This is a genomic window from Streptomyces sp. ID05-26A (genome assembly GCF_033794685.1).
Classification (GTDB): Bacteria; Actinomycetota; Actinomycetes; order Mycobacteriales; family Pseudonocardiaceae; genus Lentzea.
This window is the reverse complement of the sequence record NZ_JARAYZ010000001.1, coordinates 1,130,124-1,156,332: the sequence shown is the minus strand read 5'-3', so window position 1 is coordinate 1,156,332 and position 26,209 is coordinate 1,130,124. Positions and strand designations below refer to the sequence as shown.

The window sequence follows — 26,209 nt, the reverse complement described above, 5'->3', positions numbered from 1 at the left end:
GAGTCGCCGTGGAGTTCCCCGAGAACCTGCTCTACACCGTCGAGCACGAGTGGGTCGACTGGACGCCGGGCACCCAGGACCCGCTGACCTGCGGAATCACCGAGTACGCCGCCGACGCTCTCGGCGACATCGTGTACATCCAGCTGCCCGAGGTCGGCGCCAAGGTCGTCACCAACGAGGTCTGCGGCGAACTGGAGTCCACCAAGTCCGTCAGCGACCTGTTCTCGCCCGTCACCGGTGAGGTGCTCGAGGTCAACAGCGCCGTCGTGGACGACCCGGCGGTCGTGAACAGCGACCCGTACGGCGCCGGCTGGCTCTTCAAGGTCCGCGTGGACTCGGCCGAGAACCTGCTCACGGCGGCGAAGTACGCCGAGCTCACCAAGTCCGACTGACATGGGCCTGACTGACCGCTCCACCACCACGAAGGACTGATCAGTGGCGATCAGCGTTTTCGACCTCTTCTCCGTCGGCATCGGACCGTCCAGCTCCCACACGGTCGGCCCGATGCGCGCGGCCGCGATGTTCGTGGACAAGCTCGGCCCACACGTGTCCTCAGTGGACCGCGTGCACGTCGAGCTGTTCGGCTCGCTCGGCGCCACCGGACACGGCCACGGCAGCCCCAAAGCCGTGTTCCTGGGCCTCGAAGGCAACCTTCCGGAAGAAGTCGATCCCACGGCGGCGGCCCACCGCGTCGAGGAGATCGTCTCCAGCGGACGGCTGAAGCTCGGCGGCGCGCACGAGATCGACTTCGTGCACGACCGCGACCTCGTCATGCACCGCCGCAAGTCACTCCCGTTGCACCCCAACGGGATGAGCTTCGAGGCGTTCGCAGGTGGCAAGTCCGTCGAGCACGCCGTCTACTACTCGATCGGCGGCGGTTTCGTCGTCGACGAGAACGCGTCGGGCACCGACCGGATCAAACCCGACTCGACGCCGTTGGCGCACCCGTTCCTGACCGGCGACCAGCTCCTCGCGCGCTGCCGCGAGACCGGCCTGTCGATCAGCGAGATCATGATGGCCAACGAGCTGTCGTGGCGCACGGAAGCCGAGGTCCGCGAAGGACTTCTGCACATCTGGCACGTCATGCAGGAGTGCGTCGAACGCGGCTGCACCGAGCACGGCATCCTGCCCGGCGGCCTGAAGGTCCGCCGCCGCGCCGCCGAGATGCGCAAGTCCCTGCAGGGCGAGCACTTCGTCACCGACCCGCTGAGGGTCATGGACTGGGTGACGCTCTTCGCGCTGGCCGTCAACGAGGAGAACGCGGCGGGCGGCCGTGTCGTCACCGCACCGACCAACGGCGCGGCCGGCATCGTCCCGGCGGTCCTGCACTACTACACGAAGTTCGTGCCGGGAGCGTCCGACGACGGCGTGGTCAGGTTCCTGCTGACCGCGGGCGCGATCGGCGTGCTGTTCAAGGAGAACGCGTCGATCTCCGGCGCCGAGGTCGGCTGCCAGGGCGAGGTCGGCTCGGCCTGCTCGATGGCCGCCGGCGGTCTCGCCGAGGTCCTCGGCGGCACCCCAGAACAGGTCGAGAACGCCGCCGAGATCGCCATGGAGCACAACCTCGGGCTGACGTGCGACCCGATCGGCGGCCTGGTGCAGATCCCGTGCATCGAACGCAACGCCGTCGCGTCCATCAAGGCCATCACGGCCGTGCGCATGGCTTTGCGGGGCGACGGCTCGCACTTCGTGTCGCTGGACAAGGTCATCAAGACCATGCGGGACACCGGCAAGGACATGTCGGTGAAGTACAAGGAGACGGCACGCGGCGGCCTCGCCGTGAACGTCATCGAGTGTTAGGTCAGCGGGCGTCGTAGGCGGCCTGAGCCGCCAGCACGTCCGGCATGCGCGCCTCCAGCAGGTGGATGAGCGCGAGCAGCCTGTCCGCCGTCTCGCGCCCGAGCGGCGTCAGGCTGTAGTCGACGCGCGGCGGGTTCGTGTTCTGGGCTTCCCGGTGCACGAGCCCGTCGCGTTCGAGCGCCTGCAACGTCTGGGACAGCATCTTCTCGCTGACCCCGTCGACGCGGCGGCGCAGCTCGTTGAAGCGCAGCGGACCGTCCACGAGCACGCCCAGCGTCAGGCCGCCCCACCTGCCCGTGACGTGCTCCAGCGTCGGACGCGAGGGGCACGCCTTCGCGAACACGTTGTACTCCATCGGCAAAGCATACCCTGAGATAGCGCTAACCAGGAGTTAGTGTCACCTCGGGGTATGCGGTGATCGGAACGGCTCGTCGACGCTCGGCGGGCCGTGCGCACCTTGGTCGCGGGGTCGGCTGGAGAATCGGTCGCGGATGAACACGCCGTTGTATCTGCGGAACACTTGGCCAGGGTTGGCCGAGTGCTGATCACACTGCGGTCAGCCACCCGTTGGCAACTAACATGACCAGGTCGGCTACCGTTGGTCTTGAATTCCTGGTGTAGCTGACGGCTACTTCTTCGAAATCGATCCGCCGTCGGCACTCTTGATCTCGGGGGCGCGTAACTTCATGCGTACCTCGCACGCGCGTTCTAATCCTGTTTCTGGCGTCCAAGTCGGTGTGGGCTAATGGTTCAATACGCCTTGTAACCTTCGTTGTCGTGACTTCGGGCTACGTGTGGAGTTGTTCGTCCCCTTCTGACGAAGGATTGGTCCTTGCCCGCTCCCCGTGCCGATCCACATCCATGCGAACACTGTGAGACGACGACGCGCAACCCGCGTTTCTGTAGCAATGCCTGTCATCTCAGTGGTACCCAGGAGCAGCGATCGGCACGACTGCGCAAGCCTCGGTCAACGTGCCCTCAGTGCGGAGTCGGCGCCGTCACCAGGGGTGCGAAGGCGTGTAGTCGACCGTGTTCAGACGCGATGCGCCGTCGTCAGCCCGACCAATGCCGCCGATGCGAATCGCGCGAGCGGGTCGGGAGCCGCCGTGGAGGACCGTACTGCTCATGGGCATGTTTCGACGAAGGCCGATATGACCGCACGGGCTCTTTCGCCAGGTGGATCGCAGCGTGGACCTCAGGTCAGGTCTCAGGGACGACTGAGGACGGGAGACCCGACGACAGGGTGCGGCAAGCCCTTGTGTTCCTTCGCGGGCAGCAGTGCGAGGAATGCAAGTGGGCCGAGGTCAACCCGGCCAGTGGACGAGTTCCACTGCACGTCGATCACATCACAGGTGGCCGAAAGAGGAACCGGCCGCACGAGGTGCGGCTGCTGTGCCCCAACTGCCACTCGTTGACTACCAACTACCAGCACCTCAACAACCCTGCCGTCGCACCGGTTCGCGCGCGACAAAGCCGGAGGTATCGAGAAATCTGGCTAGGCGCGACCCCGGAGGCGTTCGTTCAGCCGTGACGTTGCGATTGTCGCGAACAGCACGCCAGCCGCGAGGGTCGCCGAGCCACATATGAACTCTCGTGTACCCGAGGTCAAGGTGTGAACGGGTTGTGCTCCCGGTTGCAGTTCGGTCAACCCTCTGCTGCGCACCGGGCGCTCATTCATACAACCACGCCGTGCAAAGGGTTCTCTAAGGCGCCGCCTTCACGAGCCGGCGCAGCAGGTAGAAGAGGCCGACCGTCAGCAGGAATCCGACGGCGCTGATCATCACGATCTGCTCGACGGTGTCCGCCTGCGACCCCGCGAACACGTAGGCGGCGCAGATCGGCAGGGTGCCGATGAGCGTGAACGACATGAAGGTCCGGAACGACACCCTGGACACCCCGGCGGACACCGACACGGTCTCCGCCATCATCGGGATGCCGCGTGCCACTCCGAAGAACCAGGGCCCGAACTGACGGCCCCAGCGCCGCATCTCGGTCAGTTCCTCGATGGTCACCACCCGCCGCACCAGCCACGGGCCCGCGAACCGGCCCAGGGCGTACCCTGCGGCAGAGGAACCCAGGGATCCGACGACCGCGAGTGCCAGCCCGAAAGGCAGGCCGAGTGCCGTTCCGGCCAGCACGATGAGCGGAGTGGACGGCACGGGCAGCAGCACGTCCACGACGAGCAGGCCGAAGATCGCCGCCGCCGCCCACACCGGGTCGATGCCGCGCACCCACGCGACGACCCCGTCGAAGTCGATGAGGTCCAGTGCCTCGAACACGATCCAGCTCAGCAGGACGAAGCCGAGCACGACGGCCGGTATCCACTTCCACCGAACGCCCGTCTCATAACTCATCGGGTGATGGTCGCCCACGTCGATCCGCCGGACAATCCGCCAGTGGCGCAGGTTCCGCGAAGGGACACTCATGAGTGACGATCTCGTGCCTTTTCTGGGGCACTGGGTGCTCGACCCGGCACGCTCCGCGTACACCGGCGGCACACCGCCGCGCAGCGGTCACTACGACCTGAGGCTCGAGCACGACAGGCTGGTCGTCACCATCGAGGGCGTGCTGGGGTCCGGCGACCCGATCCGCACCGGGTACACATTGGACCTGTGGCAGGACACGCCGATGAGCGTCGGCCACGTGGACCGCGTGCGCACGGTCGTGGAACCACGCCGCTTCTGCACGATCGCGTACGCGGGGTCGCAAGCGGTTGCGCGCGCCTGGCGGGTGCTCGGCCACCTCAACGAGATGACGGTCGTCCAGTCCGCTCCGGACGTGTTCGGGGTGTGGCGGGACGACGTCTCCGTCTACCGCCGGCAGTTCTAGTGGCGCGGTCTGAGCACCGTGACGACGACACGCAGCCCGAGCAGCACCGCGATGATCAGCAGGTTGTAGCCGAGCACCTGGTGCAGCCCGACGTCCGCCGCGATCTGCGGGCCGCCGGTCGACCCGAGCAGCAGCACCGCCATCACCCCGGCGGTCGCGCCCAGCGCGGTCAGCATCACCTGGTGCAGCAGGCCCGTGATGAACGACCGGTCGCGCTCGTCCGCGAACAGCCTCATCGACATGCTCAGCCGGCCCTGCTCCACCGCCCCGGTGATCCGGTCGATCCGCCGCGGCAGCCGGCGCAGCATCGGCAGCACGGCCTGCAGTTCCTCGGCCACGGTCCGCTGCACCGACTCCGGGGTGAGCCGTTGGGAGATCTGCTCGGCGGCGAACGACCGCGACTCCACGACGATGTTGAAGCCCGGAGCGAGCGTCGCCAGGGTGCCCTCCAGCGTCGCCAGGGCCCGGAACACGGCCGCGATCTCCGGCGGGATGCTCAGGCCGAACCGCGACACGATCAGGAACAGGTCGCCGAACATCTCCACGTCCGGGCGCATGCCCGCGCCGAGGTGCCGGGCCATGAACTGTCCGAGCGTGCGCTCCAGCCGTTGCTCGTCGATGTCCTCGGGCCGTGAGGTGAGTTCCAGCAACGCGTCCGTGAGGCCCGCCGGATCGCTGCGGTCGATCGCCAGCAGCAGGCGTTGCAACGCCGAGCGCAGCGCGGAGTCGATCCGCCCGACCGAGCCGAAGTCGAGCAGGCCGAGGCGTCCGTCGGCGAGCAGCAGCACGTTGCCGGGGTGTGGATCGGCGTGGAAGACGCCGTCGAGCATCACCTGGCGCAGCACGAACCGCAGCAGGGTGCGCGCGAGGCCCTCGTTCTCCTCGGCGCCGCGCAACGGCACGCCGTCGAGGCGGTCCATCACGAGCACGCGGGACGTCGAGAAGTGGACGTGGGGCAGTCCGACCGACGAGTCCGACGCCGCGGCCACGGTCGTGATGTTGCGGGCCTCGATCTTGAAGTCGAGTTCCTCGCGCAACGCGGCGGCGAACCCGGCGGCCAGGTCGCGGACACCCAGCGCCGATCCCCACCGGGTGCGCTGCAGCTTCTCGGCGAGCCGCGTGACGATGTCCAGATCGCCCTCCGCGGTTGCCCGGACGTTCGGCCGCTGCACCTTGACGACGACCTCGGCGCCCGACTTCAGCACCGCGCGGTGCACCTGCGCGATCGACGCCGCGGCCAGCGGTTCGGGATCGACTTCGCGGAACGCGTCGAGCCCCACCTCGGCGTCGAGCACGGCTTCGACCTGCTCCCACTTGGCGGCGGGAACCTTGTCCTGCAACAGGCTCAGCTCGTCGACGAAGTCCTGCGGCAGGAGGTCGGCGCGCGTCGACAGCACCTGGCCGAGCTTCACGAACGTCACACCGGCGTCCTGCAGCGCGAGCCGCAGCGAGCGCGAGAGCCCGGTGGAGGTCCGTTCGCGGCCGCGCAGGTACGGGCCGAGGCCGTGCCGGACGGCGATCGCGGTGATCCGCGAGTACCGCCGGGTGCGGGCGACGCGGCGGCGGAGCATGCCCCACCACTCGGTCGGCGGCGGGATCGAGCCGGTCGGCACGATGATCTCCGCGAACGCCAGCAGGCCGATCACCACGAGGATCGACAGGCCGAGTTGGACGGTGACCAGGGCGGCGGACGGCTCGGTGCTCGTCTCGCCGAAGATGCTCGTCGCGATCGACATCGCGACCAGGCACATCAACCCGGTGCGGAGCAGGCCGACGCGCAGGCCGAGGATGCGCCGCGCGGCCAGGGACATGCCCATGACCAGCAGCAGGAACGTGATCGGAAAGCCGATCGTGTAGACGAGGAAGTCCCCCATGATCGCAGCCTAGGGCGTTGATGCTGAGGGCACCGGGCGTTCCAGCACGACGGCGGTGTGCTGGAACGCCCGGTGTGGTCAGGGGGTCAGAAGTCGAAGACCTTGCCGGTGAACGCGCGCAGCACGCACGGGTTCGAGAACACCTGCTGGAAGTCGATCCTCTTGGAGCGCCACTTGCCGCGCAGGGTCGCCTTGGTCGGGTTCAGCTCCATCGTGCACATCGCGCCGGTCTCTTCCAGTCTGCGGAAGTCACCTTCGACGGGCAGGAGCTGGTCGCACGCCTGAGTGGCGTTCTTGTGCAGTCCGCCTGCGGGTTCGCAGTTCAGCTGCGTGGTGCTGAGCGTGCCCATCTCCGGTTGCACCGACAGCACCAGGCCGGATGCGGGGAGGAGGGGCGCTGTCAAAGGCGCTGCTTGTGCCGTCGCGGGGATGAGCGGGGCGGCGAGCGCGAGACAGGCAAACAAGATTCGGGTCCTTGCCATGCCAACACTCTGGCGCGGCAAGGACCCGGAATTCCAACCAACTGAGCGGTAAGCACCACATCGTGTAAACCGCCGAAAGTGCGTGCAACTAGACGCCGGTCAGTTCCGTCCCGGCGAGGGCGGCGGCCACCTGCTTACCCACCGCAGCCATTCCCTTGGCGTTCGGGTGAACCGGGAACGCGAGGCTCGTCGGGATGATGCCCTCGACCCACTTGTCCCACGGCGCCGCACACGTATCGCGACCAGAACTGATGTCGTAGGGGTTCACGAACGTGGCACCGGCCGCTTTCGCCTGTGCGCCGAGCATTCCGTTGAGCTGCTTCTGCACGCCGTCGAGGTACGGCACGTCGCCGCGGGAGATCGGCACGATCGGCCAGCAGCCGCCGGACGACGGCAGGATGCGCAGGTAGCCGACGACGACGATCTTGGCCTTCGGGCTGCGCTGCTTGATGCCCGCGAGCACGGCGGCCACCTTGGCGCCGGTGGCGTCGACGCGCTGGGTCAGCGAGTCGCCGTAGTTCGCCTTGCAGGGAGCGCCGTGCGGGTCGAGCACGCTCTTGCCGGCGCAGGTCAGGATGATGTCGGAGAAGCCGATGTCGTTGCCGCCGATGGACACCGTGACGAGGTCCGTGTCGGCCTTCAGGGCGGAGAACTGGGTCACCGACTGACCGGGGATGCCCGTCTGGACACCCGCCATGTCCTTGGTCTGCGCGCCACCGCAGGAGATGTCGGTGAAGTTGGCGATCCCGAGCCTCTTCGCGAGGACGGACGGGTAGTTCTGGGTGGACTTGAAGCAGCTCAGCGGGTCGAGCCGCTGCAGGGGGATGAACGGTCCCGACACGAACGAATCTCCGAGCGAGACGTAGTTCCGGTACTTCGGGGCGGCACTGGCGTGCGGTGCCAGCAGGGCCGCTATCAGGGCCGTGAGCAGGGAAACAACAGTCACTCGGCGCGTCATTGCTACCTCGTTACTGAAGAGTAGGAACGTAGGACGAAGGGTGACCGGACCATTGCGCAGTGTCAATCCCTCGACCAGGCTGGAACGATGACGGGGGTACGCAAAGTGGCTGCCGCATCGGCGGTCGGCAACACGATCGAGCTGTACGACTTCCTGCTCTACGGCACGGCTTCGGCGCTCGTGTTCGACAAGATCTTCTTCCCGCAGTTCGACTCGCGCGTCGGCGTGCTGCTCGCGTTCGCCACGTTCGGCGCAGGCTTCTTCGCCCGTCCGCTGGGCGGTGCGGTGATCGGGCACCTGGGCGACCGGATCGGGCGCCGGCCGATGCTCGTGATCACGTTGTCCGCGACCGGTCTGTCGACGGCGCTGATCGGCCTGCTGCCGACGTACGCCCAGGTCGGGATTCTCGCGCCGCTGCTGCTGGTGCTGCTGCGGATCGTGCAGGGCTTCTTCATGGGCGGCGAACAGGGTGGCGCGTCGCTGATGGCGGTCGAGCACGCGCCGCCGGGGCGGTGGGGCTGGTACGGCAGCTGGGTGTTCATCGGGTCGCCGGTCGGCCTCGTGCTGGCGAACCTCGCGATGTACCTGTCCTCGCGTGCTTCCGGGCCGGATTTCCTGAGCTGGGGCTGGCGGGTGCCGTTCCTGTTCTCGATCGTGCTGGTCGGGATCGGGCTCTACATCCGGTTGCGCGTGTCGGAGTCGCCGCGGTTCGCGCGGGTCGAGAAGGCGCGGCTACCGATCGCCGAGGTGCTGCGCGACCGGTGGCGCGTGGTGCTGCTGGGCGCGGGCGTGAACCTCGGCTTCACGATCTTCATCTACGTGCTGAGCGTGTTCATGATCGGGTACGGGCGCACGGCGTTGAAGATCTCCGCGGACGACCTGTTGATCGCGACCGTGATGGGGTCTTTGGCGCAAGTCGTTGCGGTGCCTGCCTTTGCTCTGCTGTCGGACCGGATCGGGCGGTTGCCGGTGATGTTCGGCGGGGCGATCTTCCAGGCCGCGTTCGCGTTCCCGTTGTTCTGGTTGACGGACTCCGGCTGGTTCACGTTCGCGATGGTGCTGGGGTTCGTGGGCTCGGCCGCGTTGTTCGGGCCGTCCGCCGCGTACTTCGCCGAGCTCTTCCGGACTCGCGTGCGGTACAGCGGGGTGGCGTTGAGCTTCCAGCTCGGGGCGGTGCTCGGCGGCGGGCTCGCTCCGCTGGTCGCGCAGTCGTTGCTGCGCACCGGAACCTGGGCGATCGCGCTGTACCTGATCTGTGGCGCCGTGTTGTCCGGGGTGTGCCTGCTGGTGATCGGGTCAGCGCACGAGGCGGAGCCGGCGGGCGGCGAGTCCGATGCTCAGCCGCTGGCCCCAGCCCAGTCGTAGCGCGTCGCTCTCGATGCCGTCGCCGAACGCCACCAGGCCGTCGGACTCGACGTCGACGTCGAGCGGTTGATCGGTGATCTCGCCTTCGGTGTGCTCGATGCCGGTGCTCGGTGACGGCCAGGCCTCCCTGACGAACCAGACGAGGCGGTGCTCGGTCGGCTGGGGGAGGGTGATCGGGCTCTGTCGTTCGCGGTGGGCGGAACTGCACCAGCCCGTCGCTCCCGTGCCGCTGCCGACGAGGATGCCGGACGAGGCCTGGCGTTCGTGGTGGATGCGGTAGCGGCTGGTCTGGTGGCTCGGGTGGCCGACGTAGATCTCGTTGAGCGCGTAGAGGGTCTGGCCGTCGTCCGACCTGGCCTCGACCATGGTGCGGTCTTCGGTGTTGTTGGTGCTGTGCAGGAGTTCCGCTGTTTCGGACGGGGAGTGCTTCGCGAGCACGCCCCTGTCCGGGTTGATGCCGATCACGGGCTGGCCGTCGAGGTACTTGGCGACGTTGGCGACCAACCCGTCCTGGCCGACGATGACGACTACGTCCTCGGGCGCGAACAGGAACCGCGACAGGTCTTCCCGCTCGACGACGCCACGGCGCCAGTCCAGCGGGATCGCGGCGCTGACGTCTCCCAACGCCCTCCTGGCCTGCTGGTCACGCTCCACCACCTCGTCCAGAGTCCTGTTGCGGGACTTGAGGAAGAACTCGACCTGTCCTCGCGTCCCGTGCCTTGCCAGCAACTCTGTCAGCTCGGTGCGGCGGTGCACCAGCACAATTCGCGGTGCGAGGCTCATCGCGCGAGCCGGTTCAGGATCGGCTGGATGATGTCCGGGGTCAGGGTGATGCTGCCGATCTCCGGGAGGTTGCCGGCCAGTTCCTTGGCTGCCAGGGCGTAGAGGGTGCTCTGGGGGATCTCCTTGTAGGCGTCCAGTCTGGCCTTCTCGCCTGCTGCTTCGGCTTCTGCGAGTTTGCGGATGCCGTCTGCCTTGGCCTCGTCGGCGATTCTGCTTGCCCTGGCGTGGTCTTCCGCCTTCTTGAGGGCGTTGGCTCCTCGTTGGACCACCAGGAGTTCTTCTCGCTTCGCGAGTTCGATCTGGTTCTGGAGCTCGTTCTCGCTGATCGCTCGCTCTCGTTCCACCGCGATGGCTCGGCGTTCGTAGGTGGCCTTGTCGGCCTCCTGCTGGACGCGTTCTCTGATGGTGGTCTGGAGCGCCTTCTCCAGGTCCGCGTCCGGGCGGATGGCCACGACCCTGACGTCGATGATCTCCAGGCCGATGTGGTCCGCGGTCAGGTTCTCGGTCACCGCTTGCTTGACCCGTTCCACGCCGGTCTTGATGGCGGTTTCCAGGGTTGCCGTGCCGAGGGTCTTGAGGGCGTGTTGCTGGGTGCTCTCGGTGAGGGTGTTCGCGATCTGGCTCAGCGGGTCCTGACGCCAGGTTCCCGTGTCCGGGTCGATCGAGAAGTCGATCCTCGAGGTCGCGGTTTCCGGGTTGGTGCAGCGGTAGGTGATGGTCAGTTGGACCGTCACGTCCTGGTAGTCCTGGGTCCTGGCGTGGAAGAGCATCGGGAGCTCGCGGTCGTCCATGGGGACTTCCGACAGGACCGCGGTTCTGGGGCGGAACCAGAAGCTCAAGCCCGTGCCCTCGTGGACGAGCTTGCCTCTCTTGACGTGTCGGATGTGGACGGTGGGGGCTCCTCTGAGGTGGCGGAGTCCCGGGTAGGTGCTGATGTCGGCCATCGCGCTGGCTCCTTATCGTCGTGTTGACGATAAGCCTATGCTTGGTGGGGTGTACGAGCCAAGTGATTTCCCTCCCTTCGCTGTCACGGTCGACCTGGTGGTGTTGACCGTGCGCGAGGATGCGCTGTGTGCGCTGCTGGTCCGGCGGGGGGAGGAGCCGTTCCTCGGGCAGTGGGCGTTGCCCGGGGGGTTCGTTCGGGTCGACGAGGCCGTCGACGACGCGGCTGCTCGGGAACTCGCCGAGGAGACCGGGGTGTCCGGGCTGTTCCTGGAGCAGCTCGGGACCTACGGGGAGCCAGGGCGGGATCCTCGGATGAGGGTCGTCTCCGTCGCCTACCTGGCGTTGGCGCCCGATCTGCCGGTGCCCGTGGCCGGGACGGACGCTGCCGCGGCGTCCTGGGTGCCTGTCGAGGAGGTCTCGGCGTTGGCCTTCGACCACGCCCGGATCTTGAGCGACGGGGTGGAGAGGGCTCGGGCCAAGTTGGAGTACACGGCCTTGGGGGCCGCGTTTTGTCCGCCTGAGTTCACCGTGGCCGAGTTGCGGCGTGTCTACGAGATCGTGTGGGGCGTTGCCCTGGATCCCCGCAACTTCCATCGGAAGGTCACGGGGGTGGGCGGGTTGCTGGTGGCCACCGGCGAGACGACCAGCCGGGACGGGGGGCGGCCGGCTGCTCTGTACCGGCGAGGGGATGCCGGTGTGTTGAGTCCGCCACTGGTGCGCGCGCCGGTTGCCTGAAGAGGTGTCCCGCAGACGGAAGCGTGCGGGGCACCTCAGGACGAGTCACCGCGGCACGAGCGATTCAGAGGCGTACCGCGTCACCTGTGTGGGCTGACTGCTTCGCCGCCTCGATCACCTCCAGGCCCGTCACCGCGTCCTGTGGCGGTACCGGGGTTTTGCCTGCTGCCACCTGGGCGTAGAAGTCCTGGTAGGCGCCTGGTTCCGTGCGGTGCGGGACGCCGTTCAGCTTGCCCCAGGCTTCTTCCGGGTCTTCGCCCCAGTTGTGGCCCGCCGGGGTTTCGCCTGCCTTCAGGCGGTCTTCCTGGGGGTCCATGCCGTACTTGACGTAGGCCGCGTCGTGGCCGAGCACCCGGAAGCGGGGGCCCAGGTCCGCTGCCAGTGCGCTCATCCAGAGGTGGGAGCGGACACCGTTCTCGTGGGTCAGGGAGAGGAAGACGTCGTCGTCGGCGCGAGCACCGGGGCGGACGGTGGAGATCTCCGCGTGGACCGACTGCGGGCGGCCGAAGAGGGCCACCGACTGGTCCACCAGGTGGGTACCCAGGTCGAAGAGGATGCTGCCGAGGTCTGCCGGGTCGCCGGATTCCTTCCAGGACGACTTGATCTCCGGGCGGTAGCGTTCGAAGCGGGACTCGAACTTGTGGACCGCGCCCAGGACCTTGTCGTCCAGGAGCTTGCGGACGGTCAGGAAGTCGCCGTCCCATCTGCGGTTGTGGAACGGGACCAGCATCAGGCCTCGTGAGGACGCGATGGAGGCCAGTGCTCTCGCTTCCATCGCCGAGCCCGCGAAGGGCTTGTCGACCACCACGTTGAGGCCGTGCTCCAGGACCTGGCGGGCGTGGGTCGCGTGGAAGCGGTTCGGCGTGGTGATCACCACCAGGTCGAAGTCGCCCGTCCAGACTTCGTCCAGTGAGGACAGCAGGCGGGCGTTCGGGTAGCGGGCCGCCACCTCTGCTTGGCGCTTCGGGTTCGACGTGACGACCGCGGAGAGGGTCAGGCCCTCCGTCGCCTCGATGAACGGGGCGTGGAAGGCCGCCCCACCTAGTCCGTAGCCGACCACCGCTGTGCGCATGCGATCAGCCTAAGCGGTCTCACCTGGTGGACGGGGTGTCGGCAGGGCCGTGTGGACCCTTACATTCGTCGACCATGACCATGTTCCTGGTTAGCCGGCGCCACGTCGACTACGTGCGCGTCACCAGCATGGCCTGTCGCCGCTCCCGTTGATCTCAGCCTGAAACCGCTCAATCAACCACGCTGGAGCACAGCCATGTCCTGGTCCTTCGAGACTGCTCAGATCCACGCGGGCGCTGCGCCCGACCCGGCCACTGGCGCTCGCGCCACGCCGATCTACCAGACCACCTCGTACGTCTTCAGGGACACGCAGCACGGTGCTGATCTCTTTGCGCTGGCGGAGCCCGGGAACATCTACACGCGCATCAACAACCCCACGCAGGACGTGCTGGAGCAGCGGGTCGCCGCGCTCGAAGGGGGCGTTGCCGCCGTTGCGTTCGCCTCCGGGTCCGCTGCGGAGACCGCGGCGATCCTGAACCTGGCTCGGTCCGGGGACCACCTCGTGTCCAGCGCGTCGCTGTACGGCGGAACGCACAACCTGTTCAAGTACACGTTGCCCAAGCTCGGGATCGAAGTGTCGTTCGTGGACGACCCGGATGACCTGGACGCCTGGCAGGCGGCTGTGCGGCCGAACACGAAGTTGTTCTTCGCGGAGACGTTGGCCAATCCGCGGTCCCACGTGCTGGACATCGAGGGTGTCGCCGGTGTCGCGCACGCGAACCAGGTGCCGTTGATCGTCGACAACACCGTGCCCACGCCGTATCTGCTTCGGCCGTTGGAGCACGGGGCGGACATCGTCGTGCACTCCGCCACCAAGTACCTCGGCGGGCACGGAACTGCCATCGCCGGTGTGGTGGTGGACGGCGGGAAGTTCGAGTACGGGGCCGAGAAGTTCCCCGACTTCCACGAGCCCGACCCCAGCTACAACGGGCTGCAGTACTGGCCGGTGCTCGGGCACGGGGCGTTCGCGGCGAAGCTGCGGGTGCAGGGGCTGCGGGACACGGGTGCGGCCATCGCGCCGTTGACGAGTTTCCTGGTGATCCAGGGGATCGAGACGTTGTCGCTGCGCATCGAGAGGCACGTGCAGAACGCGCAAGCGCTTGCCGAGTGGCTGGAGGGGCGGGACGAGGTCGAGAAGGTCCACTACGCGGGCCTTGCGTCGTCGCCGTTCCACGCCAACGCACAGAAGTACCTGCCCAAGGGGGCCGGTGCGGTCGTGAGCTTCGAGCTGCGCGGCGGTGTCGAGGCCGGTCGGGCCTTTGTGGACGGTACGACTCTGTTCAGCCAGCTGGTGAACATCGGTGACGTGCGGTCGTTGATCGTGCATCCGGCGTCCACCACGCACAGCCAGCTCACGCCGGAGGAGCAGCTCATCGCGGGTGTGGCGCCCGGTCTGGTGCGGCTGTCGGTCGGACTGGAAGGGCTGGAGGACCTCAAGGCGGACCTGGAGGCGGGCTTCACCGCGGCGAAGTCCGAGTTGTAGTGGGCGGCTGGCGGTTCGGCGATCCGAACGGCCGGCGGAAGTGGTTCAGCCACGCCGGTCCGTTCGGGGAACTGCCGGGTTTCCAGCTCGCGTACGAGACGTGGGGGACCTTGAACGCCGAGGCCTCCAACGCGGTGCTCGTGCTCCACGCCCTGACCGGTGACAGCCATGTCGCCGGGGGTGTGGAGCCGGGTCACCCCACGCCGGGCTGGTGGGATTCCCTGGTGGGGAGCGGAAAGCCGCTCGACGGGTTCTTCGTGGTCGCGCCGAACGTGCTCGGTGGCTGTCAGGGCAGCACCGGACCGTGGCAGTACCCGGGCTTTCCCGACGTCACCATTCGCGACCAGGTCGCGGCCGAGGTGCACCTCGCGGACTACCTCGGGATCGGGCGGTGGGCCGCGGTGCTCGGCGGGTCGATGGGCGGCATGCGGGCCGTCGAGTGGGCCGTGAGCGAGCCCGGACGGGTCGAGTCCCTGCTGTTGCTGGCGACGACGGCTGCGGCGTCCGCCGAACAGATCGCGCTGGCGTCGGCGCAGGTGCACGCGATCAAGGCCGATCCCGGTGAGGGACTGGGGATCGCGCGGCGGATCGCGCACATCAGCTATCGCAGCGAGCAGGAGTTGCAGGCGCGGTTCGGGAGGCAGCGGCAGGAGGACGGGCGGTTCGAGGTCGAGTCCTATTTGGACCACCACGCGGCCAAGCTGACCCGGCGGTTCGACGCGGCCAGCTACGTGACGTTGACGGAGGCGATGAACTCCCACGACGTCGGGCGCGGGCGGGGCGGGATCAAGGCCGCCCTCGGGAACGTCACCGCACGGACGATCGTCGCCGGGGTCGACTCGGATCGGTTGTACCCGTTGGCGCAACAGGAAGAGCTGGCCGCCGGGATTCCCGGAGCGGACGGGCTGCGGGTGATCGAGTCGCCGTACGGGCACGACGCGTTCCTGATCGAGAGCGAACAGGTCGGCGCGCTCGTCACGGAGCTGGTGCCCGTGCGTTCAGGTACTCGTTGAGACGGGCAGAGGCGGCCAGCATCGCCAGTCCTCGTGCGGTGAGGCGGCGCCAGTCGGTCAGGGCGGCACCCAGCGTGTCGGTGCCGCCCGCCGCGGTAGCCGGACGGAGTGCGCTCGGCGAGCGGGTCACACAGTTGAGACTTTAGCGACCATCAAGAGCCAAAAACGCAGAAAAGTCTCAACAGCGCTTTCAATGTTACGGTTGAATCTCATGAGCCAGGACATTCGCGAGTTCATCAGCCCCTTCACCGAGCTGCTGGGGTTCGGCGAGCCGACGCACCTCGAGCACGCCCACGCCTGGATCCGCAACGAGCTGTTCGAGCAGCTCGCGGGGCTCGGCTTCCGCTCGATCGCCCTGGAGAGCTGCCGGATCCGGGGGCTGGTCGTCAACGACTACGTGCACGGCGGCGCCGGTGACCTCGACACGGTCATGAAGGAGGGCTTCTCCCACTCGATGGGTGAGAACTGGCCCGCCAACCGCGAGCTCGTGCGGTGGATGCGCGAGTACAACGCGGACAAGCCCGAACAGGAACGCCTGTCTTTCCACGGGTTCGACTTCCAGGGCGAGACGGCCAGCGCGCCCAGCCCGCGTCCCTACCTCGAACACGCCCGCGACTACCTGGGCGAGGACGTGGACCTGACGATCGACGACGAGAGGTGGAGCCGCGACGAGGCGATCCTGTACGCCGAGCAGTCGCCGGGGCAGTCGGAAGAAGCCCTCAGGCTGCGGGAGATCGGCGCCGGCCTGCTGAAGAGGCTGCACGAGCGCCGGAGCACCGACGAGGCCTGGGCGCGAGCGGAGACGCATCTCACGGCCGGGCTGAGCCTGCTGCAGTACCACCGGGAGGCCGCCGAACCGAACCCGTTGGGTGTGCGCCTCAACCGCCTGTGCCAGATGCGGGACGGCGTGATGGCTCGCAACCTGCTGGAGATCCGACGGGCCGAGGCCGCGAAGGGACCGACGTTCGTGTTCGCGCACAACGCCCACCTGCAGCGCACCAACTCCTCGATGGAGATGGCCGGCGAACGGGTCGAGTGGTTCTCCGCGGGCGCCCTCGTGGCGCCGGTCCTCGGCGACACCTACACCGTCATCGGTGGCACGCTGGGCCGCAACGACTCCATCGGACTGGGCGAACCGGACAAAGCCACCCTCGAAGGTCAGCTGCAGAGCCGGTTCACGACCTGGGGCATCACGAGCGACAAGCCGCAGGGGGTGCAGCGCGCCGACACCGGCGCCGATCCCATGCTGAAGATCGGCTACTTCCCGCTCGACCAGCACCTCATGGACGGTGTGGACGCTCTGCTGCACATCAGGGTTGGTCGTCCAGCGACGCGGTGATCCACGTCGCGACGGGCAGGTCGCGCGTCTCGCACTCGATGGCCAGCTTCAGGGTCCACCGCAGGGCTTGTAAGACGACTGTCGCGAGCTCCTGCGGTTGCCCGTTGGCCAGGGCGATCTCGATCTGCTCCGAGGCCGCGTCCTGGTCGCCGTGCACCTCCGCCAGCAACGCGCGGATCGCCGTGCGGACGGGCGGGTCCGCGTCGTCGATCTGGACCTCGTTGCCCTCCTCGTCGAAGACCTGCATCTTCACCGGGGTGGCGCCGCCGGAACCGAGCGCGCTGACCATGCTGCTGCACTCCGCGAACAGCAGGAGCACCAGTTCACGGATCTCCTCGTTGCCCTCGGGCGACCCGCTGAGGTACCCGGTCACGAGGTCTACCGCCACAGCGTCTTCCCCGGCCCTGGCCGCGGCCAGCGCCTCACCGGCCACGGCGGTGAGCCGTGACCAGCGATCTGGATCCTGTGGTGGTTTCACAGGTACTGCCTACCGCGCGGTGTCACGCGTTCGCAATGCCCCATCTTGATCAGAGTCATACCCGGGTATGTCACTCCGCAGGTCAATGTGCGGATTCACCGATCCACCTAGCATCGGGTGGTGTTCCGCACGTCGTACCGGACCGTCCTCGGTCCCGACCGCACCCGAGTTCTCCCCAGAGCGCTCGGCCGGCTGTGGCTGCCCGCCTTCGCCGCGCTGATCATCTACGCCTTCGTCTGGGCGGTCGTCTCCAGCGCCACCTACGTCCGGCAGGACGATTCGGACGGCTGGTGGGTGATCATCTTCCTCGCCACGCTGGGGCCGTACGTCCTGCTGTACTGGTCGCCGCTCTACGCCCTGCGGCTGGCGGTGCCGGGGTTCTACTTCGTCAGCTTCCTCATGGCGGGCGAGGGTGCTGCGGCGTCGCAGTACTGGACCGCCGTGCCGTTGTTCGTCGTGATCGTCATGTTCTACTCGCGCGGGATCGTCATCACGACCACGGCGATCACCATGGCGTTGATCATCGCCTCCGAACCGCAGTCCGCGGACAGGGCGCTCTTCGTGCCGATCATCGCCGCGGTGGTCTACCTGCTCGGTTCCCGCGGCAGGGCGGAGCGCGAACTGGAGGAGGAGCGTGACGCCAAGGCCGCGCTCGAGGAACGGGCACGCATCGCGCGCGAGATGCACGACGTCGTGGCGCACCACATGTCGTTGGTGGTCGTGCGCTGCGAAACAGCCCCCTACCGCCTCCAAGGGCTCAACGAGGAAGCGCAGAGGGAGTTCGCGGAGGTCGGTGAGGCGGCCAGGGAGGCGATCACCGACATGCAACGCCTGCTGGGCGTGCTCAGGACGACGGGTGACGCGCCGGAACGCGAGCCGCAGCCCGGCATCAGCCGCATCCCCGAGCTCACGAGGCCGGGGGACGAGGCCGAGGTCGACGTGGACGACGTGCCGGAGGCGGTCGGCCTCACCGCCTACCGGATCGTGCAGGAGGCGCTCACGAACGCCACCAGGCACGCGCCCGGCTCCAAGGCGTCCGTCCACGTGCGCAGGGACGGCGACCGGCTGGACGTGCTGGTGCGCAACACCGCCGGAGGGCCGTCCCGCGGTGGGGGCGGCGGGCAGGGCCTGGTGGGGATGAGGGAACGCGTGGCCGTGCACGGTGGCACGCTGACCGTGAAGTCGACCGAGGACGGCGGGTTCCTGGTCAGGGCGAGAATTCCGTTGGGGGACAAGTGATCAGGGTGGTCGTGGTGGACGACCAGGAGATGGTGCGCGAGGGCTTCTCCGCGTTGCTCGCCGCGCAGGACGACATCGAGGTCGTCGGCGCCGCGGGCAACGGCGTGCAGGGCGTCGCGCTGGCCCGCACGGTCAGACCGGACGTGGTGCTGATGGACATCCGCATGCCCGAGATGGACGGTCTCACCGCGACCCGGCTCCTGCTCGACGGCACCGACGACCTGAGGGTGTTGGTGCTGACCACGTTCGATCTGGACGACTACGTCTACGAGGCGTTGCAGGCCGGGGCGAGCGGGTTCCTGCTCAAGCACGCGCCGGCCCGTGAGCTGCTCAACGCCGTGCGCGTGGTGGCCGCCGGAGAGGCCCTGTTGGCGCCCTCGATCACCAAGCGGCTGATCGAGGACTTCGTGCGATCGCGGCGCAGTGAACGGGTCCGGCCCGCGCAGCTGGGTGTCCTGACCGAACGCGAGACCGAGATCCTCGTGCTGGTCGCGCAGGGCCTGTCGAACATGGAGATCGCCGCGCACCTGGTGCTGGCCGAGCAGACCGTCAAGACGCACGTGAGCCGCGTGCTCACCAAGCTCGGCCTCCGAGACCGCGCCCAGGCCGTGATCGCGGCCTACGAGAGCGGGCTCGTGATACCGGGGTAACGGCTCTCCGGGGTGACGATTCGAGGCGTGTCACCTTCCTAGCTTCTGGGACATGCGCCGAGCCGTCCTGTTCCTCCTCCTGATCGCCCTGCCGTCGGTCGCGCCGTCGATCGCGCAGTGGCGGACCGACGTCGCCCGCCGGGTCGCGGTCGTCGGTGACCTGTCGACGGCACGGGACGTGGTGGTCGTCGTGCCGGGGTCCGACGTGGACGTCGACCGGTTCGACCGCACGGTCGGGCGGATGGCGTCCAACCTCTACGAGCAGGCGCATCGCGACGACCTCGCGGTGATCGCGTGGCTCGGGTACCGGACGCCGCAGGGGCTCGGCGTGGACGCGATGACCGGATCGCTGGCACGTCAGGGGGCCGACGCACTGGTCGACTTCGTGCGGGCGTTGCGGACGCGGGCCCGGATCCACGTCATCGGCCACAGCTACGGGTCGGTGGTCGTCGGGCTCGCGGCGCACGACCTGGACGTGGCGGACATCGTGTTCACCGGAAGTCCTGGTGTGCGGGCGGATTCGGCAGCCGCGTTGGGGACTCGGGCCCGCGTGTGGGCGGTGCGGACCAGCGGGGACTGGATGCGGTTCGTGCCCAACGCGCGGTTGTTCGACCTGGGGCACGGCACCGATCCGGCTTCTGACGCGTTCGGGGCCACGGTCCTGCGCTTCGAGGGCGGGAAGCACGACACCTACTACGAACCGGGCACCGAGACGCTGGACGCGCTCGTGCGAATCGCATCGGGGGACCAGCTGTGAGGAATCCGTTCATCGACGCCGTGCGGGCTCTTGCCGTCGTCACCGTTGTGCTCGGCCACTGGCTGGTCACGGCGTTGGTAGACACCCCGACCGGCATGTACATCGACAGTCCTCTGAAACACCTGAGCGAGCTCACTCCCGTGAGCTGGGTGTTGCAGACGCTCGGCCTGTTCTTCTTCGTCGGTGGGTACGCGGCCGCGCACTCGAAGACGTCGTTCCTCACGAGACTCAGGCAGCTCGCCGTGCCCACGCTGCTGATGCTCGGCTGCTGGGCGGCTGTCCTCTTCGGACTGACGTTGCGCGGCGTCGACCAGGGCACCGCCTGGAACATCGGCTTCCTGGTCACGACACCGCTGTGGTTCTTCGGCGTCTACCTGGTGCTGCTGGCGATGAAACCGTTGGTGCGCAAGCTGGACGAGTACTCGTGGGGTGTGCTCGTCCCGGTCGTGCTGGTGCTCGTGGTCCCGTACGCGGTGTGGTGGGCGGCCTGGCAGCTCGGGCACTCGCTGGCGCGCTGGCGGATTCCCGGTCCGCCGTTGCTCGTCGCGGGCGTGCTCGGGTACGCGCTGCTGACGACGTTTGGCGGCTATCCGGTGGCGGCAGTGGGCATCCCGGGCGAGGCCGTTTCGAACCTGAACCCGCCGAACTACGCGACGCTCGCGCTGGCGTTCGCGCAGATCGGCCTGGTGCTCACGATCGCGCCGCTGCTGACGAGGCTTGGCACGGCGAAACCCGTGGCGTGGCTGAACAAGCGCGCGCTGGGGATCTTCCTGACCCACCAGAGCGCGCTGATCACCGTGGCGCTGACGCTCAGCGCGTGGGGGCCGTTGCCGGGGCTCCAGCAGCCACCAGATCATCCGGACTGGGTGTGGCAGCGGCTGCTGTGGCTGCCGGTGTGCGCGGTCGTGACCTGGGGATGGCTCCGAGCGCTGCAAGCCCGATCGCCGCGGCGTGCAGCACCACCACCGGCGGTGCCGGATCCAGCGCCAGCATCGGCGGTACGCACGCCAGTGCCGTGAGCAGCCACGGCAGACGCGTGTCGCAGCTGCCAGTGCGGGCGGTGTGGATCAGGTACCAGCCGAGCAGCAGGTGGATGAGGTTCTGCAACGGGTCGACCGGCAGCAGCACCAGCACGCCGTCGCCGAGGAACCCGCTCACCACGAACCCGAGCACGCCGAGCGTCCCGAACGACACGCCCATCGCCGTCGCGAGCCGGGTGCGGTGCGACTCGTGCGCCAGCGTCGTGGACCTGACCAGACGCCGTTCGAACCGGTGGAACACCAGGATGAGCGGCACCAGCCCGAGCACCAGCCAGATCGGCGCCTGCGTCAGGCCGAGCAGCCCGACCAGCGCGCCGACCCCGGCCAGGTACGCGAGGTACACCGTCATCGGGGACCGGCGGACGAACGTCACGACGTGCCAGATCCGGCCCTCGAGCCACGAGGTGACCAGGCCGCGCGCGAGCAACGCCACGCACACCTGCGCCACGCCGAGCACCATCATCGAACGCGGGTAGTCGCTGAAGAACACCAGCGCGGGCAACGTGATGGCACCCAGCGCGGCCAGCAGCTTGCGCGAGAGCGAGGTCAGCGTGCCGTCCGCGTAGAAGAACCCGATCTGCTGCATCAGCAACGCGCCGACGATCAGGTTCACGTAGCCGCCGGTCTTCCAGTCCGTCGACGTGCGCGCGATCTCGACGCCCAGCGTCACCAGCACCAGCACGAACGGCGTGGTGCGGCGGAAGTGCTCGTGCAGCCACGCGGCCGCCGGTGTCGCGGCCACGGCGAGGAGGTAGACCCCGATGAACCACAACGGATGCGTGATCAACCGGCTGTACGCGTCGACCTTGACGTCCATCAGGTTCAGCGCCGCGAACAGCACCACCCAGAGCAGCACGAACGCCAGCACGGGCCGAAGGAGCCACGACGTCCGGCTCGACACCCAGCAGCCGAAGCCGCCCTGATGTGCCTGCCAGCTGCGCAGGTTCGCGTGCCCGCCGGCGAAGAAGAACAGCGGCACCGCCTGCAACGCCCACAGCCACGACGTGCCGAACCCTCTCAGGTGCGCGAGCATCGCGACCGTCTCGCCGAGCACGAGCAGGGCGAGGCTGAAGAGCCGCAGGAACGTCGCGTACCTGTCCTGTTCGGCGTGGGCCAGCACCAGCGGCAGCGAGTTCGCGACCGGGTCCTCGCGACGGCGGCCGTGCAGCCGCGCCAGCAGGAGGAACACGACCATCGCGCTGCCGAACGCCCACGCCACCACGGGTTCGTGGCCGGGTGCTCCCCACCGCTGCCGCCACGAGTTGAACTTCAGCCCCAGCGCGTAGGTCTCGGCGACCGCGTGGCAGCTCTGCCCGGCGCCGCGCGGGTTGAGCCGGCACTGCGCGTGCAGGTCCGTCGTGAGCCGGTCGTCCAGTGCCTTGCGTGCCTGCGGTCCGAGCGGCTCGCCCTTGTGGTCGGCGTAGCGCAACAGGTCGTAGCCCAGGTCGTGCGCACGGCACGCGGCACTGAAGTCCCACTCCGTGTCGCCCGCCGGGCCCGAGCACCCGCCGCCCGCGTCGACGACCCGGAGCGTCCCGTCCGGTGCCGTGATGGTCTTGGGGTCGCGACCCATCTCGCGTGCGAAGTCCGCGGGCAGGTTGACGTACGGGTCGTGCGTCGCCGACGGCATCACGAACGCGTCGACGGCGTTGGCCGCCGCGATCACGTCGGCGCTGGGCGGGATCCCGTTGTCACCGGTCGCCGGTCTGGAGGCGATCACACCGCACACGAACACCGCGAGGGTGATGACCGTGAACCGGAACCAGGCCGGAAGCCGGAGGAGGAGTTTGCGCGCGCCCATTGCGGGCCAGGTTACGGACAGGTCTCGGCTGACCGCCAGTTCGCCAGGTCAGCCGCGCGCCATCCGTCGATCGGTGGATCCGGGCCCACGACACGGCTGATGTCGCGCTGCGGAGCGCGCCGACAGGCTCGGAAGCATGAAACGCCTGCTCACACCAGATCTCGCCCGCGGCAGCATGCTCGCGTTGATCGCGCTGGCGAACTCGGCCGTGTACCTCTACGGCCGCCCGTACGGCGTGCGCCAGCACGTCGTCGAGACAGACCTCGTGGATCGCCTGGTCAGCGCCGGTGTGGTGACGTTCGTCGACGCCCGCGCGTACCCGATGTTCGCGTTCCTGTTCGCGTACGGCGTCGCGCGGATGGCACCGGAACGGGCCAGGTCGCGCAACGTCTGGCTGATCGTCTTCGGGTTCGTGCACGCCCTGCTGCTGTTCCCCGGTGACGTGCTCGGCCTCTACGGCCTGCTCGGGTTCGCGGTGATCGCGATGAGCAGGCTGAAGGACCGGACGTTGCTCGCGGTCGCGGGTGTCTGGCTCGTGCTGACCGCCGTGGTCCAGGGCCAGGCCTACGCGTCACCACCGAACGGGCAACGCTCGTTCTTCTGGTCGTTCGAGACCGCGGACCCGCTGGCCGCCATCGCGTTGCACCCGGTCGAATGGCTGCTGGTCCCGTTCGGGCTCTTCGGGGTCGGTGCCGCCGCGCTCGTCGGTGTGTGGGCCGCGCGCCGCGAGGTCCTGGCCGAGCCCGAGCGGCACGGGCGGCTGCTGCGGCACGTCGCGGGCTGGGGACTCACCGCCGCCGTGCTCGGCGGACTGCCCAGTGGCCTCGCGGTCGCGGGCTTCTGGCACACCACCGCGTTGTGGCAGCTCGGCGCTCTGCACGCGGTGACCGGCGTCGCGGGCGGACTCGGGTACGCGGCGCTCATCGGGTTGATCGCGACGCGGATCAAGCAGCCCAACGCGGTCGTGCGGGCCATCACGGCGTGCGGGGAACGGTCGCTGAGCTGCTACCTGTTCCAGTCCGTCGTCTTCGTGTTGCTGCTCAAGCCCTACACGCTCGGGCTGGGCGCGACGCTCGGGTCGGCGGAGGTCGCGCTGCTGGGGCTGGCGACGTGGGGCGTGTCGGTGCTGCTCGCCGATGTGCTGCGGCGCAAGGACTTGCGCGGACCTGCCGAGACCCTGCTCCGCAAGGCACGGGAACTGCGAAGCTCACCGGCGTGACGTCCATGGTGGAGCAGGAACGCCGGTGGAACCTGGTGTGGGCGCTCGCGCCGTACGGCCTGCTGGCCGTGGCGACGGGCGTCTACCTGGTGACCCGGCCGGTCACCCCGGTGCCGCTGGTCGTCGTCGGACTGCTGGCGGCGTGGCACTGGTGGTTCGTGATGGCGCACCCCGAGTGGTGGGAGCGCCGGACCGGGTTGATGTTGCTGTACTTCGCCGGCGTGCTCTGCGCGACTGTGGTGTTGCTGCTGCACGACGGCGCGTTCGCGATCTTCGTGCCGGCTTGTTACGGCCTCGCTTTCCTGGCGCTGCCGGGCTGGCTCGCCTACGCGGGTGTGGTCGTGGTGAGCGGGTTGTGGCTGGTGCCGCAGGGCACCAACGTCGGCGCGACCCTGATGGTGAACCTCGGCGTCACCACCCCGATGGCGATCCTGATCGGCTGGATCATCCGCGTGATGGAACGCGAGGTGATCCGCCGCCGGGAGATGCACGAGCGACTCACGGCGCTGTCGGCGGAGAACGCGCGGTTGCAGGTGCTGGAGGAACGGGCGCGGGTGGCGCGAGAGATGCACGACACCGTCGCGCAGGGCCTCACCGGCATCGTCACGCAGCTCGAGGTCGCCGAAGAACTGGGTCTGGCGGAACCGGTGCGGGGACGCATCGCCACCGCCCGCCGGTTGGCGCGCGACAGCCTGGTGGAGGTGCGGCGGTCGATCGAGGCCCTGCGGCCGGGCCCGTTGCGCGACGCCCGGCTCGGTGAGGCGGTGGAACGCGCGGTGGTGGCGTGGCGCGAGGAGTACGGCGTGCCCGCTTCGTGCACCGTGACCGGGGACGCGCGCCCGTTGTCGCCGGAGACCGAGGTCGCGGTGCTGCGGGCGGCGCAGGAGGCCTTGGCGAACGCGGGCAGGCACGCCGTTGCTTCTCGCGTGGACGTCACACTGTCGTACATGGAGGACGTGGTCGTGCTGGACGTGTTCGACGACGGCGCGGGCTTCGACCCGTCGGTGCGCGGCTTCGGCCTGACCGCGATGGAGGAACGGGTGGCGCTGCTCGGCGGCACGGTGACCGTGGAGTCCGCGCCCGGCAACGGAACCGCCGTCAACGTCACGCTGGACGCCCGATGATCCGCGTCGTGGTCGTCGACGACCACCCGGTGGTGCGGGACGGCCTGCGCGGCATGCTCGGCACGCAGGACGACTTCGAGGTCGTCGGCGAGGCCGCGAGCGGAACCGAGGCGCTGACCGTGATCGCGGCCGTGCGCCCGGACGTCGCCGTCACCGACCTGCGCCTGCCCGCGCCTTCAGGGGCCGACCTGGTGCGGCAGATCCGTGCGTGCGCACCGGCGACGCGCGTGCTGGTGCTGACGACGCACGACACGGACGCCGACGTGCTGCCGACGATCGAGGCGGGCGCGATCGGTTATCTGCTCAAGGACGCGCCGCGCGAGGAGTTGTTCCGTGCGGTGCGGGCGGCTGCGCGCGACGAGACGGTGCTGTCGCCCTCGGTCGCGGCGCGGCTCGTGCAGCGGGTGCGCACGCCGGTTCCGGTCTCCGCGTTGAGCAGCCGCGAGCGGGAGGTGCTGGCGCTGGTCGCGCGGGGGAGGACGAACCGCGAGGTCGGGGCGGCGCTGCACATCAGCGAGGCGACGGTGAAGACGCACCTGCAGCACGTCTACGCGAAGCTGGAGGTGCCGGACCGGGCGTCGGCGGTGTCCGCGGCGCACCAGCGCGGGTTGATCTAGGAAGCCACCACGGCGGGCGTCAGCGAGGCCAGTGCCATGCGCGACAGCAGCGCTGCCATCTGGTCGCGGTCGAGGTGGGCGCTGTGCGGCGTCGAGTTGATGAGCCCGAACACGGCGTGCGCGGCGGCCCTCGCCGTCGGCTCGTCGAATCCGGGTACGGTCCGGCGGATCGTCTCGACCCACACCTCGACGTACCGCCGCTGTAAGGCGCGCACGCGCCGGCGGTCCGGGTCCGTGAGGTTCGCGAGGTTGCGCATCTGCACGGTGATGAGCGCCGGGTCGTCCAGCGCGAAGTCGACGTGCCAGCCCACCAGTTCGCGCAACGCCTCCTCGGCGTCCGTGGCGGCGTCCACCCGTGCCTGGCCGCCGTCGAGGAGCCGTTCGGAGATCGACGTCAGCATCTCGCCGAGCATCGCGTCCTTGCTGCGGAAGTGCCGGTAGAGCGCCGGGCCGGAGATGCCCACGGCCGCGCCGATGTCGTCGATGCCCACGCCGTGGAAGCCGTGGCGCGCGAAGAGTTCGGCCGCGGCGTTGAGGATCTGGTCCCGACGTGAGGGTTTCTCGACCACGGAAGGAGGTTAGCAGGCGTTCACATGGTCGTCCGATG

26 protein-coding genes and 1 pseudogene are annotated in these 26,209 nt (G+C 68.7%); 15 read left to right on the top strand and 12 right to left on the bottom strand.

From position 1 onward, the window contains the following. Nucleotides 1-8 precede the first annotated feature (8 nt). Entirely contained in the window at nucleotides 9-392 is a 384-nt protein-coding gene (gcvH, locus tag PV646_RS05545) for a glycine cleavage system protein GcvH (protein ID WP_500340381.1), read from the top strand. A 43-nt stretch (nucleotides 393-435) separates the two neighbouring features. Next, a complete protein-coding gene (locus tag PV646_RS05540; protein ID WP_500340380.1) occupies nucleotides 436-1,800 on the top strand; it encodes an L-serine ammonia-lyase in 1,365 nt (454 codons plus the stop codon). Nucleotide 1,801: 1 nt separating this feature from the next. Here PV646_RS05540 and PV646_RS05535 read toward each other — a convergent pair whose 3' ends face one another. Together PV646_RS05535 and PV646_RS05530 are read right to left on the bottom strand one after the other, a co-directional pair. After that, complete coding sequence (locus PV646_RS05535) at nucleotides 1,802-2,155, bottom strand: winged helix-turn-helix transcriptional regulator (protein WP_452253495.1); 354 nt, start codon at nucleotides 2,153-2,155, stop codon at nucleotides 1,802-1,804. 1,348 nt (nucleotides 2,156-3,503) lie between these two features. Continuing rightward, the gene (locus tag PV646_RS05530) at nucleotides 3,504-4,154 is read right to left on the bottom strand and encodes a TVP38/TMEM64 family protein (protein ID WP_500340379.1); all 651 of its coding nucleotides are present in this window, start codon (nucleotides 4,152-4,154) and stop codon (nucleotides 3,504-3,506) included. A 70-nt stretch (nucleotides 4,155-4,224) separates the two neighbouring features. Here PV646_RS05530 and PV646_RS05525 point away from each other — a divergent pair, with 70 nt between their 5' ends. Next, nucleotides 4,225-4,629, top strand: coding sequence for a hypothetical protein (locus PV646_RS05525; protein WP_500340378.1), 405 nt, complete (start codon nucleotides 4,225-4,227; stop codon nucleotides 4,627-4,629). On the opposite strand, the gene PV646_RS05520 is transcribed toward PV646_RS05525, so the two are convergent. The 3 genes from PV646_RS05520 to PV646_RS05510 all read right to left on the bottom strand — a co-directional run bounded on the left by PV646_RS05520 (nucleotide 4,626) and on the right by PV646_RS05510 (nucleotide 7,943). Continuing rightward, nucleotides 4,626-6,503, bottom strand: coding sequence for an ABC1 kinase family protein (locus PV646_RS05520; protein WP_500340377.1), 1,878 nt, complete (start codon nucleotides 6,501-6,503; stop codon nucleotides 4,626-4,628). The genes PV646_RS05525 and PV646_RS05520 overlap by 4 nt on opposite strands. Before the next feature lie 86 nt (nucleotides 6,504-6,589). Continuing rightward, complete coding sequence (locus tag PV646_RS05515; RefSeq protein WP_500340376.1) at nucleotides 6,590-6,907, bottom strand: SSI family serine proteinase inhibitor; 318 nt, start codon at nucleotides 6,905-6,907, stop codon at nucleotides 6,590-6,592. 166 nt (nucleotides 6,908-7,073) lie between these two features. Then, a complete protein-coding gene (locus PV646_RS05510; RefSeq protein WP_500340374.1) occupies nucleotides 7,074-7,943 on the bottom strand; it encodes an SGNH/GDSL hydrolase family protein in 870 nt (289 codons plus the stop codon). Nucleotides 7,944-8,048: 105 nt separating this feature from the next. Between PV646_RS05510 and PV646_RS05505 the strand changes: the two genes are divergently transcribed. Continuing rightward, on the top strand, nucleotides 8,049-9,308 hold the full coding sequence (locus tag PV646_RS05505) for an MFS transporter (protein WP_500340373.1): 1,260 nt from the start codon (nucleotides 8,049-8,051) through the stop codon (nucleotides 9,306-9,308). On the opposite strand, the gene PV646_RS05500 is transcribed toward PV646_RS05505, so the two are convergent. Beyond that, complete coding sequence (locus PV646_RS05500) at nucleotides 9,240-10,091, bottom strand: hypothetical protein (RefSeq protein ID WP_500340372.1); 852 nt, start codon at nucleotides 10,089-10,091, stop codon at nucleotides 9,240-9,242. The two genes, PV646_RS05505 and PV646_RS05500, sit on opposite strands and share 69 nt — an antisense overlap. After that, nucleotides 10,088-11,035 (bottom strand): SPFH domain-containing protein, encoded by a 948-nt coding sequence (locus PV646_RS05495; protein ID WP_500340371.1) that lies wholly within the window; start codon nucleotides 11,033-11,035, stop codon nucleotides 10,088-10,090. Before PV646_RS05495 ends, PV646_RS05500 begins: the two co-directional genes overlap by 4 nt. Before the next feature lie 37 nt (nucleotides 11,036-11,072). On the opposite strand from PV646_RS05495, the gene PV646_RS05490 reads away from it, so the two are divergent. Then, nucleotides 11,073-11,771, top strand: coding sequence for an NUDIX hydrolase (locus PV646_RS05490; protein ID WP_500342271.1), 699 nt, complete (start codon nucleotides 11,073-11,075; stop codon nucleotides 11,769-11,771). Between the two features lie 64 nt (nucleotides 11,772-11,835). Here PV646_RS05490 and PV646_RS05485 read toward each other — a convergent pair whose 3' ends face one another. Continuing rightward, on the bottom strand, nucleotides 11,836-12,843 hold the full coding sequence (locus tag PV646_RS05485) for a Gfo/Idh/MocA family protein (RefSeq protein ID WP_500340370.1): 1,008 nt from the start codon (nucleotides 12,841-12,843) through the stop codon (nucleotides 11,836-11,838). A 195-nt stretch (nucleotides 12,844-13,038) separates the two neighbouring features. Here PV646_RS05485 and PV646_RS05480 point away from each other — a divergent pair, with 195 nt between their 5' ends. Both PV646_RS05480 and metX read left to right on the top strand, forming a co-directional pair. Continuing rightward, nucleotides 13,039-14,325, top strand: coding sequence for a bifunctional o-acetylhomoserine/o-acetylserine sulfhydrylase (locus PV646_RS05480; protein WP_500340368.1), 1,287 nt, complete (start codon nucleotides 13,039-13,041; stop codon nucleotides 14,323-14,325). Next, on the top strand, nucleotides 14,325-15,338 hold the full coding sequence (gene metX, locus PV646_RS05475) for a homoserine O-acetyltransferase MetX (protein ID WP_500340367.1): 1,014 nt from the start codon (nucleotides 14,325-14,327) through the stop codon (nucleotides 15,336-15,338). The genes PV646_RS05480 and metX overlap by 1 nt, the downstream gene beginning before the upstream one ends. Here the strand turns inward: metX and PV646_RS05470 are convergent. Next, entirely contained in the window at nucleotides 15,301-15,468 is a 168-nt protein-coding gene (locus tag PV646_RS05470; RefSeq protein ID WP_500340366.1) for a hypothetical protein, read from the bottom strand. The genes metX and PV646_RS05470 overlap by 38 nt on opposite strands. An 81-nt stretch (nucleotides 15,469-15,549) precedes the next feature. Between PV646_RS05470 and PV646_RS05465 the strand changes: the two genes are divergently transcribed. After that, a complete protein-coding gene (locus tag PV646_RS05465) occupies nucleotides 15,550-16,677 on the top strand; it encodes an erythromycin esterase family protein (protein WP_500340365.1) in 1,128 nt (375 codons plus the stop codon). On the opposite strand, the gene PV646_RS05460 is transcribed toward PV646_RS05465, so the two are convergent. Then, entirely contained in the window at nucleotides 16,649-17,155 is a 507-nt protein-coding gene (locus tag PV646_RS05460; RefSeq protein ID WP_500340363.1) for a hypothetical protein, read from the bottom strand. The two genes, PV646_RS05465 and PV646_RS05460, sit on opposite strands and share 29 nt — an antisense overlap. A 120-nt stretch (nucleotides 17,156-17,275) precedes the next feature. Between PV646_RS05460 and PV646_RS05455 the strand changes: the two genes are divergently transcribed. From PV646_RS05455 to PV646_RS05440, 4 genes are read left to right on the top strand one after another with little or no spacing between them, the layout of a single operon-like run. Then, nucleotides 17,276-18,394, top strand: a complete 1,119-nt coding sequence (locus PV646_RS05455) for a sensor histidine kinase (RefSeq protein ID WP_500340362.1) — start codon at nucleotides 17,276-17,278, stop codon at nucleotides 18,392-18,394. Next, the gene (locus tag PV646_RS05450) at nucleotides 18,391-19,044 is read left to right on the top strand and encodes a response regulator (RefSeq protein ID WP_500340361.1); all 654 of its coding nucleotides are present in this window, start codon (nucleotides 18,391-18,393) and stop codon (nucleotides 19,042-19,044) included. The genes PV646_RS05455 and PV646_RS05450 overlap by 4 nt, the downstream gene beginning before the upstream one ends. A gap of 52 nt (nucleotides 19,045-19,096) precedes the next feature. Next, nucleotides 19,097-19,801, top strand: a complete 705-nt coding sequence (locus PV646_RS05445) for an alpha/beta hydrolase (protein WP_500340360.1) — start codon at nucleotides 19,097-19,099, stop codon at nucleotides 19,799-19,801. Further along, entirely contained in the window at nucleotides 19,798-20,820 is a 1,023-nt protein-coding gene (locus PV646_RS05440) for an acyltransferase family protein (protein WP_500340359.1), read from the top strand. Before PV646_RS05445 ends, PV646_RS05440 begins: the two co-directional genes overlap by 4 nt. Before the next feature lie 1,312 nt (nucleotides 20,821-22,132). On the opposite strand, the pseudogene PV646_RS05435 reads toward PV646_RS05440, so the two are convergent. Further along, a pseudogene (locus PV646_RS05435) lies at nucleotides 22,133-22,414 on the bottom strand (phospholipase A2); the annotation flags it as partial. Between the two features lie 364 nt (nucleotides 22,415-22,778). On the opposite strand from PV646_RS05435, the gene PV646_RS05430 reads away from it, so the two are divergent. Genes PV646_RS05430 through PV646_RS05420 form a run of 3 tightly spaced genes read left to right on the top strand, consistent with a single transcriptional unit; the run spans nucleotide 22,779 to nucleotide 25,602 of the window. Then, the gene (locus PV646_RS05430; protein WP_500340358.1) at nucleotides 22,779-23,861 is read left to right on the top strand and encodes a DUF418 domain-containing protein; all 1,083 of its coding nucleotides are present in this window, start codon (nucleotides 22,779-22,781) and stop codon (nucleotides 23,859-23,861) included. A 5-nt stretch (nucleotides 23,862-23,866) separates the two neighbouring features. Next, on the top strand, nucleotides 23,867-24,985 hold the full coding sequence (locus tag PV646_RS05425; protein WP_500342270.1) for a sensor histidine kinase: 1,119 nt from the start codon (nucleotides 23,867-23,869) through the stop codon (nucleotides 24,983-24,985). Beyond that, nucleotides 24,982-25,602 carry a response regulator gene (locus PV646_RS05420; RefSeq protein ID WP_500340357.1) on the top strand — a complete coding sequence of 207 codons (621 nt, stop codon included), beginning with the start codon at nucleotides 24,982-24,984 and terminating at the stop codon, nucleotides 25,600-25,602. The genes PV646_RS05425 and PV646_RS05420 overlap by 4 nt, the downstream gene beginning before the upstream one ends. Here PV646_RS05420 and PV646_RS05415 read toward each other — a convergent pair. Beyond that, nucleotides 25,599-26,171, bottom strand: coding sequence for an SACE_7040 family transcriptional regulator (locus PV646_RS05415; RefSeq protein ID WP_500340356.1), 573 nt, complete (start codon nucleotides 26,169-26,171; stop codon nucleotides 25,599-25,601). The two genes, PV646_RS05420 and PV646_RS05415, sit on opposite strands and share 4 nt — an antisense overlap. Between the last annotated feature and the right edge of the window lie 38 nt (nucleotides 26,172-26,209).